Genomic DNA, 13,202 nt, shown 5'->3' with positions numbered 1-13,202 from the left:
TTTTCGAAGTCTTCAGCAGTTCAGAAATCCCTTTCGCCATCATCGGCATTTCGGCTTGAGGCAAAGGTTTCTCGAGTTGATATAGGTAATTAATGCTATTGGGCGTTACCCCTAAGAGGTGTTGTTTATCGTCTAACTCAATAATCATCAATCGTTCTTTTGTGCCTAAGGGCATACTTCTCACGACTTTAAAGTGCTCAGACGCACCAAGCTGAGGATTTAATTTTTTTACAAGCCATGCCAATAACAAAATGACGATCACAACTCCAAGCAATGAAGTCATCATCGTCATCACGTTTTGTGCATCCGCTGGATTCGCAGCACATGCAAAACCACTGAAACCAAGCAAGGCTAAAAATAGCACACTCATCGTAATTTTTTAATTCGCTCTACTTGGCTAATGACGTCCGTCAAACGGATACCAAACTTATCGTTGACTACGACCACTTCACCATGCGCAATAAGTGTTCCATTGACTAACACGTCCAGCGGTTCACCCGCTACGCGGTCAAGCTCAACGACTGAACCTTGATTAAGCTGGAGTAAGTTGCGAATATTGATTTTTGAACGCCCTACTTCCATCGAAATGGTGACAGGAATGTCCAAAATCGTATCTAACTTTCTGCGCTCATCTGCACTTAGTTTCGTTCCAGAACCTTCAGAAAACTCTTCTAATTCTGCAATTTCAGGTTCTGTACCAACATCAGCTTGTTCTGCTTCGGCGAGGGCTGCTGCCCATTCATCCATTGTATCTTGATCGTCACTCATACTTTAAAACCCTGCTAAAACCTTGATTACCAATCAAGATCAACACCTTCAGACAAGTGTAGATCTTCTTCTAATTCAGCCAATTCGGCATCATTGTCGAGCTTTTTACCACCTTTAGTAAAGACATGGAGCTCAGATTTAACCGATTCTGGTCGCTTAATCTTTTCGCTAATCTGAAGCGCAACAAAATCTCTTGAACGCCCCATTTTTGCTCTAAAGGTCGGCAACTCTTCTATAAATACCGTTACGTGTTCAGGCATATCCACGGGGATTACGTCACCCGCTTTTAAGTCCATGATCTGCGCTAAACTCAAATCGATTTCAAGCAATTGTGTGGACAGATCAACTTCAACGTCCATAATTTCGTCACGTAATGCTTTACTCCACCGCAAATCCGTATCTTCTGTATCAGACTGCACACCGGCATCAAGCAGCTCTCGTATCGGCTCTAACATTGAATATGGAAGGGAAATGTGGAAATCACCACCGCCACCGTCGAGTTCAATGTGGAATGAACTTATGACGACCACTTCAGTAGGGCTTACGATGTTCGCCATCGCAGGGTTTACTTCTGAGTCTAAATATTCAAAAGACACGTCCATTACCGGTGCCCAAGCTTCTTTATAATCCTCAAAGATGATTTTTAGAAGCATCTGAACGATACGGCGTTCGGTAGGAGTAAATTCACGACCTTCAATTTTAGCGTGGTATCGACCATCCCCACCAAAGAAGTTATCTACGAGGATAAAGACTAATCGCGCTTCCATGGTAATGAGTCCAGTCCCTTTTAAAGGACGGAATCGCACCATATTCAAACTGGTTGGAACAAACAGAGTATGAATGTATTCACCAAATTTAAGCATCTGCACGCCGTTGATTGAAACTTCGGCAGTACGACGCATCATATTGAAAAGAGAAATACGCATGTGTCGAGCAAAACGCTCATTCACGATCTCGAGCGTTGGCATTCGACCACGGACAATACGATCTTGAGAAGAGAAATCATATTGTAAGGCTTTGGAGCTGCCTTCACCGTCATCGTCGTTTATGTCGTCCTCTTCAACTTCATCGACACCATGGAGTAGCGCATCAATTTCGTCTTGGGATAGTAAATCGCTCACACTCTACCTCTACTGCATTACAAAGCCGGTGAACAACACACGCTCAACAACTTTGCTACCTTCAACACTGGTTAATGCATCTTGAACTTTGTCGAGCGCGGTTAGTCGGAGCGTTTCTTTACCCGCGGTTGTGCTTAACTCATCTGCTGTTGTTGTCGAGAAAACGCTGAGCAGTGTACCTTCAATGAGTGGAATATGTTTTTTAGCAACTTCTTCGTTTCCATCACCTCGAACTAATAATTGTACTTTAATTTGTACAATTCGGTCTCGACTGGCGCCTGGGACGTTAAATACAAAGGGCCTTGGCATAGCTACATAGAGCGCACTTCCAACTTGAGCACTTGAACCATTTGCCGCTGGTGCAGCTGTGGCGGGTACTTCTTCTGCCAGCGTTTCTACTGGTTCTTCTGACGAGCCAGAAAATAAAAAGAAGCCGATTATACCTGCGACAACGACAACAGCTGCGGCGATGATTATAATAAGTTTCTTCTTGCCGCCCGTTTCTTCTATTTCAAGACTGTTATTATCTTCCGCCATCTTCTCACCCACTTTATTCTAAAAAATGCGCTATTGTGGTTATAGCATAGCAGTTGTTAGGCATAGTAATCTATTGCTGAACTTGAGGATTTTGCTTTTGTTGCCAAGTTTTCAACGTTTTGAGGCTCTGACTGCTCACTCGGTGAACGTTGGGCGCCCTGTTGTCCCATCGATTCTCCATCACCTTGATTACCGGCAAACCCCTGTTCGATGCTGCTTTCACCCAAGTTTATACCTTGCTCCGCTAACATTTCACGAAGTTTTGGCATGGATTGCTCCAATAATTCTTTTGCTTGCTGATTTTGTACAACAAAATTTACTTGCGCTTGCTCAGCATCGCTACGAATGCGGATTTGCATGCTGCCAAGTTCAGGGGGATCTAAACGGATCTCAGCCTCTTTATTGTTCAAGTTAAGCATCATTGAAACGCGATTTTGTAACTCTTTTGCAGCGTCTTGTCTTGCAATATTCATCGCTTGCAACAATTCAGGGTCTACTACGACTTTTTGTGCTGCCTGCTGAGCATGATTGGTATGTTGGGCTTGTTCTACCTGCATTGCAAATTGTTTGTTGGCTGCAGTCTCAATTTGGTTGCTCGAATCAGCAAGTTGCGCGATGGTTTGCATGACTCGATTAATGGCTGAAGGCTGCTCCGTAGTTTTGGCAGAAACATTTAACTGCCCCTTTGTTTCCTCTGCGTCTTGGTATGCGCTGATCTCTTCTTGCTCAACATCAGTCTCATCTAAAACATCCGCGTTAACTTTCGATAAATCAAGCTTCTGCTCAACATTTTGTTTTTGCAGCACTGATTCTTCGTTTGCGTTAAAGAAAGTGTTTTCTACAGCCGTCTTGTCTGCACTTTTAGTCGATGCTGCTACTTTCGATTCACCTTGTACATCTTTGGACTCTCCTTTACTAAGCTGACTATCTATTGGAGACACTAATGGCTCATTGACTCGTTTTTCCGAAGGCGCTTTATTTTCACTATTCGCTACTTTTAAGCCAACCGTTACATCCGCGTCATCACTCAATTGCGATGAATCAGCAATAGATTCAACCGCTTCTACTTCAGAAGTTCGCGCTGCCAAGGGATTGGTTACACTTGCAGCGGTAGTCGGCTGACTTTTAGAGTTATTTTCGGATTGACTGTTTTCATTTGTCGTTTTGACAGCGCTACTTTGAGAAACAAAGTCTTTTACTGAAAGCGTAACATTTCCATTTTTTGCCTCATTAAGTGCATTCTCTATCTGGCGTGCAATAAGACGTTCTTCCTTCGTCAAAACACCTTGTTCAAGCTTTTCTTCAAGTAAGGCTTTCAACTTGCCTTGTTCCTCTGCGGATAGACTATTAAGTTGCTTTTCAAGCTCATTTACTTTGAGTCCGATTGCCTTTACATTTGCGTCTTCTTTTACTTGCTCACTTTTAAGTAGCTGTGCAAACTTTATCTCCGGCTTAGAGTCCTTACTTGAAGATACACTGGATAGCGTTTCTTGCTTGTCGCTCTTTTCCATTTTAGAGACTAATTCATCGAGGTTTGTTGCTTTTACTTCGTTTTTACTGTCAGTGCTTTTTTTCGTACTAAGTTCACTCGTGATAGCCTCTGCTTGACTATCTGAGGTCAGCGTTTGTTCTGCCGCATCATCTAATGAATTATTTGTATCTATTGAAGCCGTTTCACCCAAAAGCGTACTAACATCATTTAATGACCGTTCATCTAAGGTATCTACTTCACCTTTGTACGTCCCACTTTTAACCGTTGTCACCGTGGTCAACGACGATTGTAGAAACGTTAAAAAATCATTTTCATGCTCAGACTCGTTCATTGAATCTGATTTTTCTTTAGACTCTATATCTACTTTAATGTCGTTCGGCTCAAGCAATGAATCATCATCAGACGTCTCATCACCCGCATTTAACTCTCGTTGGTCTAATTCATTACCAGTTTTTTTTGCCGATTTTTCAGGTGATTTGTCTGTAACTTCGGTATCAGTTACCTTTTTATCACGTTGAAATTGACGGTTATCGACTCTCTCTTCCGCAAATGCCAACTCCTCGGCGAAAACATCCCCCTTTTCGCTTGATAGATCTTCATCCATAAACGATTTTTGGCTGTCCTGTTTTGGATTTGATGCAACTGCAGTCGTGATTGAAAACATAGTTCACCTCAAAGAGATTGCGGCAATTTACTTCCGATTTGGCATATCAAGCCGTAATATTTATTAATAAAGCAAGTTAAGTGCCAATTACACCGCGTGACGACGTTGGAAAAACTGAATCGTGGCAAATTCGTCCAACATTTTTTGTTCTGCTTTGTCTTGCTTTTGTTTAATTGCAAGCTGTTGCTTTTCAATTAACTTCGCAATGGCTTTGGCTTTAGCCTGTTGCTGTATCCATAATTTACGTCGTTGTTCTACAACTTGCTTCGCGGTATTTACCACTTTGGCTTGCTGATTAACCGCCTCTTCAATCTTATTAATGAAGGAATGGTATTGGCGAAACGTGTTGCTCGTTAAGCCTTTTTGGGCTTTCACATGTAGCTGCTGCATGTATTCCAAACGAAATTGGCTTAAGCCGTTCATTTTTTGCTGATTATCTTGAAAATAACGCTGAGCTTGTAAAAACGTTTTGCGAAGCGTTTCTTCTTTCTCACTTTCAAGCTTATACAATAGATCGAGTTTGTTGTTAGCCATTAGCGTTGTCCTAATAATTGAGCAAGCCCTTGCAAGCAGTCATCGTAAGTAATAACGTCCTTCATCCCTTGTTGCAAAAAGTGTTTTACCGACGGCATCATGTTAATTGCTTGGTCCAAGGCAGGATCACTACCTCGTTGGTATGCACCGAGCGTCACCATGTCTCTGTTTTGCTGATAGAGTGAATAAATTTGTTTTACCGTACGTGCCTGCAACATGTGACTTTCAGACACAACTTGTGGCATCACGCGACTTATCGACTTTTCAATGTCAATGGCTGGGTAATGACCACTGTCCGCCAATTCGCGTGACAAAACAATGTGACCGTCCAAAATCGCACGAGCTGCATCCGCAATTGGGTCTTGTAAGTCATCCCCTTCACTCAGTACGGTAAAAAATGCGGTGATGGATCCCTGTCCTTCTCCACCATTTCCAGCCCGCTCAACCAAAGCGGGTAATTTGGCAAACACCGACGGTGGGTATCCTTTGGTTGCAGGGGGCTCACCGACGGCGAGCGCGATTTCACGTTGCGCCATGGCATACCGAGTTACAGAATCAAGGAGAAGCAAAACGTTTAATCCTTGGTCTCGAAAGTACTCAGCAATCGTTACCGCACTCTCACAACCTTTTAAACGCATTAACGGAGATGCATCAGCAGGAGCTGCAACAACAACGGAACGTTTACGTCCCTCAACACCCAGAATTTCTTCGATAAACTCTTTAACCTCACGGCCACGTTCGCCAACAAGACCAACCACAATCACATCGGCTTCACTACCACGGGTCATCATGCCAAGCAGAACGGATTTACCAACACCACTTCCCGCGAATAATCCCATACGTTGGCCCTGTCCAACCGTGATAATGCTGTTAATTGCTCGCACGCCAACGTCCATCGGCGCGTCGATTGGACGTCTTGCTAATGGATTTATTGGTTCAGCGGCAAACTTAAGGTGAGTTTCTGCATCAATGGCACCAAGTCCATCAAGCGGGCGACCAAGCCCATCGACCACACGACCTAGCAGCCCCATACCTACAGGAAGGCCCGCGTCATGCAATTTAGGAATAACTCGGGCCCCTGGCAACACACCCGAAATGTGATCATTCGGCATCAAGTACAACGTGTCATCATTAAAACCGACTACTTCTGCATCGATAAATCCACGTGCCGTTTCAATTTTACACTGACTACCAACAGGCGCACTAAGGCCTTTTGCTTCAAGAGTGAGTCCCACTACACGCGTTAGGCTGCCAGCAACCGCAACGGCATAGGGTTTAATAAACTTGTGATATTTACTCAGCCGCTTGGCGACTGGTGATTCGATTTCACTCATTGATGCATGACATTGGTATTTTAGATACCACTATCATGCAAAAATGTGTCCAATATTTCACGGATACGGTTTTTAACCGTCATATCGATAGAAGATTGAGCGGTTTTGACCTCACAACCTCCACGTTCTAAGGTGGGTTCAGGGATTAAATGCCAGCCTCTGTCCGCAATAGCATTTTCACCATAACTGTCTTTAACTAACTCTAAATCTTCAGGATTTAAGTGAATTCTGACTTTTGCTTCATTCAGCGGTAGTGCATCCATCGCCTTTTTTAGTGCTTGAAGAATAAGCGTAGGGTCCAACGAAAGCTGTTTAAAAATAACGGCTTCCGCCAAAGAAGCCGCCAAGGCAACCACTTGTTTCTCAGCCTGCTCATCAATTCGCTCTAATGGAGATTGCATTGCGTCAAAGATTTGACCAAGCATACCAAGCTTTTCTTCTATCAGAGGCTTCGTTTCCTCGAAACCTTGAGTTCGCCCAAGCTCTAAACCTTCTTTATAACCCGCTTCTTTTCCTTCACTAACGCCTTTATCAAAACCGTCAATGTAACCTTGCTCGTGGCCCTGTTTGATACCTTCGTCAAAAGCATCTTGGCGAATTTGCTCAAGCTCTTCCAACGTTAGTTTTGGGAAGTCAGGTTCATCAGGCGTTTCAATCACTTCATCTTGAAGGTGTTCTTTTTTTCTGTATATTTCTTCAAGTGGCGTACCCATGGCCGTAGAACGGCCACGCAATTTTCTCTCATCTCGAGACACATCGGGTATCGGCCAGTTCTTTAGAAGCTCTTCTACAGATTCGTCTAAATGAATTGGTTTGCCGCGGTACATTTTTGGATCTGCCATGGCTTATAGGAACTCCTCACCGCCGCCGCCGCCAAGCATGATCTCACCCGAGTCGGCCAAACGACGCGCTGTTGAAAGGATTTCTTTCTGCGCAGCTTCCACTTCACTGATCCGAACTGGCGGCATTGCTTCAAGGTCATCTGCCAACATCTCAGCCGCACGCTTTGACATATTCTTAAGAATTTTCTCTTTAAGTGAATCGTCAGCACCTTTCATTGCTTTCATCAGTACATCTTGCTGAACTTCACGAAGGATCGCTTGAATACCTCTGTCTTCAACATCCAACAAGTTCTCAAATACAAACATAAGATCTTGAATCTGTTGCGACATTTCTTCGTCGTGCTCACGGATTGAATCCATAAGCTGGCCTTCTACGTTGGTATCCAAATAGTTCATGATGTCTGCAGCGGCTTTCAAGCCACCCATTTTCGCCGCTTGAGCACCGGCTTGACCTGCGAACTGCTTCTCCATGATTTCATTAAGTTCTTGAAGTGCTGCAGGTTGAACCTCTTCTAAGTTCGCGATACGCATCATCAAGTCTAAGCGAACCTTTTCAGGAAATTGAGATAAAATCTCTGCCGATTGTTCTGGTTCTAAATAAGATAAAACTATGGTTTGGATCTGCGGGTGTTCATTGCGAATAATGTTTGCTACTTGCTTAGAATCCATCCACTTTAATGAATCTAGGCCTTTTGCACCTGAACCCATGACAATTTGATCGATAAGACTTGCAGCCTTATCTTCACCAAGTGCTGCGGTAAGTGCTTTACGAATAAACTCTTCCGATTGGAAACCAATCGTACTAAAGCTTTGGATCTGTTCGATAAATAAGTTATGAACGGCCGCAATTTTAGCTTGTGACAAATCATCAAGCGACGCCATTGCCATACCCACTTTCTGCACTTGCTTTGGTTCTAAGTGTTTTAAAATTTGTGCTGCATCTTCTTCGGATAAACTCAGTAGCAGAATGGCCGCTTTATCAACCCCGTCGAGTTTATTGACATCATAACCTGCGGGCAATTTTTTTTCTTCATCAGTCATCTTCAGTCAACCATGCTTTTACTACTTGAGACGAGAGTTCAGGTTCATTTGCAACCAGCGCACGAACCGCTTTCAATAAATCTTCATCACCATGTAAATCGGGCAGCTGCAATGTACCATCCGAATTGAAACCAACTGCAGATGCGTCAAATTCCGTATTGAGCAAATCAAGAGTACTATCACCAATGTCTACACCAGCAGTAAGTGCATCTTCATCATACGCTTCCAATGTATCATCTGGGTAAATGAGGCGTTTCAACATAGGTCTGACAACCGCAAGGATGAGTACAATAATGACTAACGCACCAGCACCTAAACGGGCGAGCTTGATGAACCATTCTTGCTCCCAAAGTGGTAACTCTGCAGCTTCAGTTAAATCTTCACGAACAAACGGGACAGTAACGACTTCAAGCGCATCGCCACGTTGTAAGTCAAACCCTATACCACCTTGTAATAGGCGGCGGATGTTCGTTATTTCTTCTTGTGAACGTGGCGCTAAGGTCGCTTTACCATCCGCTCCCGGTGTCGGAATATAATCTACCGCAACAGAAACACTTACTCGACGGATAACACCGGTTTGCTGGCGCTTATGAGAAATAGTCGTATCAAGTTCATAGTTACGAGTTGCTTCTTTTTGTGAGCGACTTGACGCACTGCTAGAACCGTTACTACCGTTAGCCACTTCTGGAATATTCGAATTGACCGGAGGTTGATTTGTCAAAGCCCCTGGAATGCCAGCGGCAAGGCCACCTACGTTATTTTCTTCAAACGTTGTTTCGCTACGTACAGCAGGAAGGTCTGGGTTGTAACGTTTTTGTGTTTCTTCGACTGCGCTAAAATCCATCGTTAAGTCAACTTGCGCGGTGTAATTGCCAAGTCCAACCACTGGAATCAGAATACCATCAATTTTTTCAAGGTACTCTTGTTCTCGTTTTCGTTCTATTTCAAATTCTTTACGTGAGCGTGCCGACAGCGAATCTTGAGACCCTGAATTTAACAGTCTACCATTTTGATCCGTTACGGTTACTTTAGACGGTTCAAGTCCATGTACCGCCGAAGCAATAATGTCGACTATGGAATCAACTTCTTCGCTATTTAATGTTTTGCCACGGCGCAGTGTCACCACGACGGTTGCTGATGGTTTTTTCTCAATGCGCGCAAAAACATTTTCTTTTGGAATGGCCAACAACACTTTCGCACGAGATATATCTTGTAATTCTTCAATCGTGCGAGCGAGTTGTTGCTCTCTTGAATGTTTTAGACGCTCACGCTCTAGACGCTGACTTACCCCAAAGCCCATATCTTGCATTAAGATATCCGTACCATTACTCGGCTCTTGAGTCAGACCTTCACGCGACATTTGTAGCTTGATACTCTGGTATTCCGTTTCCGGCACCATAATGGTGTTGCCTTCAAGCTGATATTCTATTTTTTGGGCGTCAAGGAAATCAAGCGTTTGAATAAGTTCTTCAGTCGGGTATTTACCTAGTGGACGCATGTCCGGTTGGCGTGCCCAAATAATGATAAAAATTGCAATAGCCAAACAAATCGCCAACGCGATGACCAACGTAACTTGACGCAGCATATCAACGCCACTTAAGGCACCAAAATAGCCAGACTTCTGCTCTTGTTGTTCTGCCCCTTCCGCGCCCGATTCCATAGAATCGTCAGTCAGCGTTAGGTCAGTTGATTGCTTCGTAGCCACGATGTTGCTCCACTACCAATTAAACTGGCATGCTCATGATTTCTTTATACGACTCTACTAGTTTGTTGCGCACTTGGACAGTCGCTTCAAACGCAACAGATGCTTTTTGGGACGCAATCATTACTTCCGCTAATGATACACTGCGATCACCCATTTCCATTGCTGTTACTTTGGATTTTGCCTCTTTTTGCAATCCATTAACAGTATTAATCGCATCTGCCAATAAATCACCAAATTGATTTGTTGACGAAGGAGCAGCCGTTTTAATTGTAGTCGACTCTACACGGTTTCTGGAAGCTTCCGTCGCCATCGACTGCATTTCTTGGAATAACGAAGTCGCGTTAATATTCATTTTGGTATCCTCGATACATTTACTTAATAGGGTAAATGCATTTTTCATACCAAAATAAGTAACTAATTTTCAATAAGTTACTTGATAATATTGTATGCCAATTCGTTGACGGGATCAAAAAAGCGAGCGTTTGCTCGCTTTTTGTTTAAATTATGCAGGGACTGGCAAACCGAGATCGCGCATTTTAGCCAGTTTGTAACGGAGAGTTCGCGGACTGATACCTAGTGCATCAGCAACTTCTTTTCGTTTACCTTGAAAACGCGTCAACGTATCGAGAATGATTTTATGCTCAGTGTCTTGCAACTCCGCCTTATAACTAAAGCCTTCATCACTTTCATCGTCCGCAACATTCAACTGCCAGACAGGTTCGATACGTTGAGTAGACTCCACAATCGTCTCATTTACTGTGGTGGTATTCATTTTGGAATCAGACTGAGCAAAAGCCTCACTCGGTTCAAAGTTCTCAATGAAGATATCACCGACTTCAATTTGACCTTGAGAATGCAATATCAATGCACGTTGCACCACGTTATCCAATTCACGGACGTTACCGGGCCAAGAATGTTGCATTAATCGATATTTTGCGGCTTCGCTCATCGTTGGAATCACTTGGCCTGCTTTAGTACAATGACGCGCCACTAGATGTTCAGCCAAAACAACAATATCCAGAGGTCTTTGACTTAGCGGTTTCCACGTGAGTGGAAATACATTAAGTCGATAGTACAAGTCTTCTCTGAATTTACCTTCTGCAACAGCTTCTTTTAAATCGCGGTTACTGGTTGCTAATACGCGCACGTCTAATTCTATTGTCTTGCGACCACCAAGACGCTCTACCTCGCGCTCTTGCAGTACACGTAGTAGTTTCGCTTGCAGCGCGAGGTCCATCTCGGTAATTTCATCAAGCAAAATAGTCCCTTTTTGCGCTTGTTCAAATTTACCTGGACAGGCTTGGATTGCCCCCGTAAATGCCCCTTTTTCATAGCCAAACAACGTAGCTTCAAGCATGTTTTCAGGAATCGCAGCACAGTTAATGGCGACAAATGCTTCCCCACTGCGAGGCGACTTGTCATGAATATAACGTGCGAGTACTTCTTTACCTGAGCCACTAGGGCCTAAGACCATTACACTCGCATCTGAACGAGCAACTTTTGCGGCTAACTCAAGCAACTGCAAAGAACTAGGATCTGCAACAACTGGCCCATCTGTTTCTTTTTCCTTTTCAGGTAGGTAACGACTTACCATGTTCAAAAGCACTTCCGGTGCAAATGGTTTAGCCATGTAATCAATCGCCCCTAAACGCATCGCTTCTACCGCATCGTCAATCGTCGCATACGCGGTCATCATCAAAACAGGTAGCTCAGGGTAATTGAGTTTTATACTGCGAAGTAAATCGAGCCCACTCATTGCCCCCATTTGCACATCACTCACCACTAAAGAAAATTTATGCTGCTTTAGTAATAACATTGCGGACTCGGCGCTGTTCGCTTCTACGCATTCAATACCTGAAATCATCAATGTATCAATCAGCGCTTCGCGCAATCCCGCATCGTCTTCAACGACTAGTACCATGTTGTTCATACAACCTCCCTAAGCGTTTCATGTGGTGCAGATTCCGCGGAAACGGAATTTATTTCTGCAGAATCCGAATTGAGGATAGGTAAGACGATGCTAAAACATGCGCCACCAGCGTCCGTATTGCGAACTTGAACTTTGCCTTGATGCGCATTCGCAACGCTGCTTACCACCGCAAGCCCTAGACCGGTACCTTGGCTCTTCGTAGTAAAAAACGGTTCAAACAATTTGTCTGCGATAGCCAAATCAACACCAGGTCCATTGTCGGTTACTGAAATCCTGACAAAATTTTGACTTTCGGTATCAAATGCCGCTTTTAACACGACTTTTGCCTCGCGCCCAATAATCTGAATGCTATTGTGGATCAGATTACCAATCGCGCTTGCTAACGCCGTCTTGTTACCCATAATTTCGATATCTGGGTCAGGTAAATCAACCTCAAGTTCACTGTCGTTCATTGTGACCATCGCATCTGAGCCCGCCTTTACCTCGCTAAGCAATTGTTGCATAGATACGGGTTCAACGACGTTTTGCTCACCACTTTTTGCAAACAAAAGCATGTCATTTACTTGTGATTCTAAATCTTTTAAGCGCGACATCAGCTTTTCTTGGAAACGGCTACGTGCACCTTCTACGAGATTATTTGAACCAAGATTCGCTGCATACAACATTGCAGCAGACAGTGGTGTACGAACCTGATGTGCAAGTGATGCGACCATCTTTCCAAGTGCGCTTAGTCGTTGCATATGAGCCATTCTTGCTTGCAAACGACGAGTTTCAGTCAAGTCAGTCATAAGAATCAACTGACCTGGCTCTGGTGCTAATGCCGTGATATCCAATTTAATTAAGCGACCATCTTTTAACGACACTTCGTGTCCATCGTCTTGCTGAGGACGGAATGAACGCTGAATTACTGAAAACCATCTCTCGCCTTCTAGTGGTTCACCTAACATGTCCATGGCGATTTGATTGGCTTTGGCAATCATACCTCTGCCGTCAAGTACAACAACGCCTGCGGGCATTGTATCCACCAAATGACTGAGCCAGCTTGCTTGCTGTCTAAGATCGCTCAGCTCTCCCACGTATGCCTCCTGCAATAAACATGGATTGTAGTTTGCAAGGTGAGCCAGTTGTGATTGCATTACTTGCGCTAGTGCCATGATGTTGCTCTTCAATAAAATTGAACTTAACAGGTATAAAGCACAGAGCGTGCCAAATTTATTTCTATTAATTTTCATGA

Annotated in this window: 12 protein-coding genes and 1 pseudogene; all 13 read right to left on the bottom strand. The window is 43.8% G+C overall.

Annotated features, from left to right (window positions below):
• Positions 1–22 precede the first annotated feature (22 nt).
• Positions 23–283: pseudogene (fliO, locus tag NI389_RS14520) on the bottom strand (flagellar biosynthetic protein FliO); the annotation flags it as partial.
• Between the two features lie 83 nt (positions 284–366).
• Complete coding sequence (fliN, locus tag NI389_RS14515; RefSeq protein ID WP_308360565.1) at positions 367–768, bottom strand: flagellar motor switch protein FliN; 402 nt, start codon at positions 766–768, stop codon at positions 367–369.
• A gap of 26 nt (positions 769–794) precedes the next feature.
• A complete protein-coding gene (gene fliM / locus NI389_RS14510) occupies positions 795–1,889 on the bottom strand; it encodes a flagellar motor switch protein FliM (RefSeq protein ID WP_308360564.1) in 1,095 nt (364 codons plus the stop codon).
• Positions 1,890–1,898: 9 nt separating this feature from the next.
• Entirely contained in the window at positions 1,899–2,426 is a 528-nt protein-coding gene (gene fliL / locus NI389_RS14505; RefSeq protein WP_308360563.1) for a flagellar basal body-associated protein FliL, read from the bottom strand.
• 56 nt (positions 2,427–2,482) lie between these two features.
• On the bottom strand, positions 2,483–4,582 hold the full coding sequence (locus tag NI389_RS14500) for a flagellar hook-length control protein FliK (protein WP_308360562.1): 2,100 nt from the start codon (positions 4,580–4,582) through the stop codon (positions 2,483–2,485).
• An 87-nt stretch (positions 4,583–4,669) separates the two neighbouring features.
• Positions 4,670–5,116: a flagellar export protein FliJ gene (gene fliJ, locus NI389_RS14495; RefSeq protein ID WP_308360561.1), complete on the bottom strand. Its 447-nt coding sequence runs from the start codon at positions 5,114–5,116 to the stop codon at positions 4,670–4,672.
• Positions 5,116–6,450, bottom strand: coding sequence for a flagellar protein export ATPase FliI (fliI, locus tag NI389_RS14490; protein WP_308360560.1), 1,335 nt, complete (start codon positions 6,448–6,450; stop codon positions 5,116–5,118). The genes fliJ and fliI overlap by 1 nt, the downstream gene beginning before the upstream one ends.
• 20 nt (positions 6,451–6,470) lie before the next feature.
• Positions 6,471–7,292 carry a flagellar assembly protein FliH gene (fliH, locus tag NI389_RS14485; RefSeq protein ID WP_308360559.1) on the bottom strand — a complete coding sequence of 274 codons (822 nt, stop codon included), beginning with the start codon at positions 7,290–7,292 and terminating at the stop codon, positions 6,471–6,473.
• Positions 7,293–7,295: 3 nt separating this feature from the next.
• Positions 7,296–8,333, bottom strand: coding sequence for a flagellar motor switch protein FliG (fliG, locus tag NI389_RS14480; protein WP_308360558.1), 1,038 nt, complete (start codon positions 8,331–8,333; stop codon positions 7,296–7,298).
• A complete protein-coding gene (gene fliF, locus NI389_RS14475) occupies positions 8,326–9,993 on the bottom strand; it encodes a flagellar basal-body MS-ring/collar protein FliF (RefSeq protein WP_308362568.1) in 1,668 nt (555 codons plus the stop codon). Before fliF ends, fliG begins: the two co-directional genes overlap by 8 nt.
• A gap of 64 nt (positions 9,994–10,057) precedes the next feature.
• The gene (gene fliE, locus NI389_RS14470) at positions 10,058–10,390 is read right to left on the bottom strand and encodes a flagellar hook-basal body complex protein FliE (protein ID WP_308360557.1); all 333 of its coding nucleotides are present in this window, start codon (positions 10,388–10,390) and stop codon (positions 10,058–10,060) included.
• 150 nt (positions 10,391–10,540) lie between these two features.
• Complete coding sequence (locus tag NI389_RS14465; protein WP_308360556.1) at positions 10,541–11,968, bottom strand: sigma-54-dependent transcriptional regulator; 1,428 nt, start codon at positions 11,966–11,968, stop codon at positions 10,541–10,543.
• Positions 11,965–13,122 carry a sensor histidine kinase gene (locus tag NI389_RS14460; protein WP_308360555.1) on the bottom strand — a complete coding sequence of 386 codons (1,158 nt, stop codon included), beginning with the start codon at positions 13,120–13,122 and terminating at the stop codon, positions 11,965–11,967. Before NI389_RS14460 ends, NI389_RS14465 begins: the two co-directional genes overlap by 4 nt.
• Positions 13,123–13,202: the final 80 nt, after the last annotated feature.

This window comes from Pseudoalteromonas xiamenensis (assembly GCF_030994125.1).
Classification (GTDB): domain Bacteria; phylum Pseudomonadota; class Gammaproteobacteria; order Enterobacterales; family Alteromonadaceae; genus Pseudoalteromonas; species Pseudoalteromonas xiamenensis_B.
Note: the sequence above shows the minus strand (reverse complement) of the source record. Positions and strands in the feature narration are given on the sequence as shown.

Excerpts from the sequence above, each read along its gene's own strand:
- fliN (WP_308360565.1), bottom strand. The coding sequence starts at position 768 with ATGAGTGACGATCAAGATACAATGGATGAATGGGCAGCAGCCCTCGCC.
- fliL (WP_308360563.1), bottom strand. The coding sequence starts at position 2,426 with ATGGCGGAAGATAATAACAGTCTTGAAATAGAAGAAACGGGCGGCAAG.
- NI389_RS14500 (WP_308360562.1), bottom strand. The coding sequence starts at position 4,582 with ATGTTTTCAATCACGACTGCAGTTGCATCAAATCCAAAACAGGACAGC.
- fliJ (WP_308360561.1), bottom strand. The coding sequence starts at position 5,116 with ATGGCTAACAACAAACTCGATCTATTGTATAAGCTTGAAAGTGAGAAA.
- fliI (WP_308360560.1), bottom strand. The coding sequence starts at position 6,450 with ATGAGTGAAATCGAATCACCAGTCGCCAAGCGGCTGAGTAAATATCAC.
- fliH (WP_308360559.1), bottom strand. The coding sequence starts at position 7,292 with ATGGCAGATCCAAAAATGTACCGCGGCAAACCAATTCATTTAGACGAA.
- fliG (WP_308360558.1), bottom strand. The coding sequence starts at position 8,333 with ATGACTGATGAAGAAAAAAAATTGCCCGCAGGTTATGATGTCAATAAA.
- fliF (WP_308362568.1), bottom strand. The coding sequence starts at position 9,993 with ATGGAATCGGGCGCGGAAGGGGCAGAACAACAAGAGCAGAAGTCTGGC.
- fliE (WP_308360557.1), bottom strand. The coding sequence starts at position 10,390 with ATGAATATTAACGCGACTTCGTTATTCCAAGAAATGCAGTCGATGGCG.
- NI389_RS14465 (WP_308360556.1), bottom strand. The coding sequence starts at position 11,968 with ATGAACAACATGGTACTAGTCGTTGAAGACGATGCGGGATTGCGCGAA.
- NI389_RS14460 (WP_308360555.1), bottom strand. The coding sequence starts at position 13,122 with ATGGCACTAGCGCAAGTAATGCAATCACAACTGGCTCACCTTGCAAAC.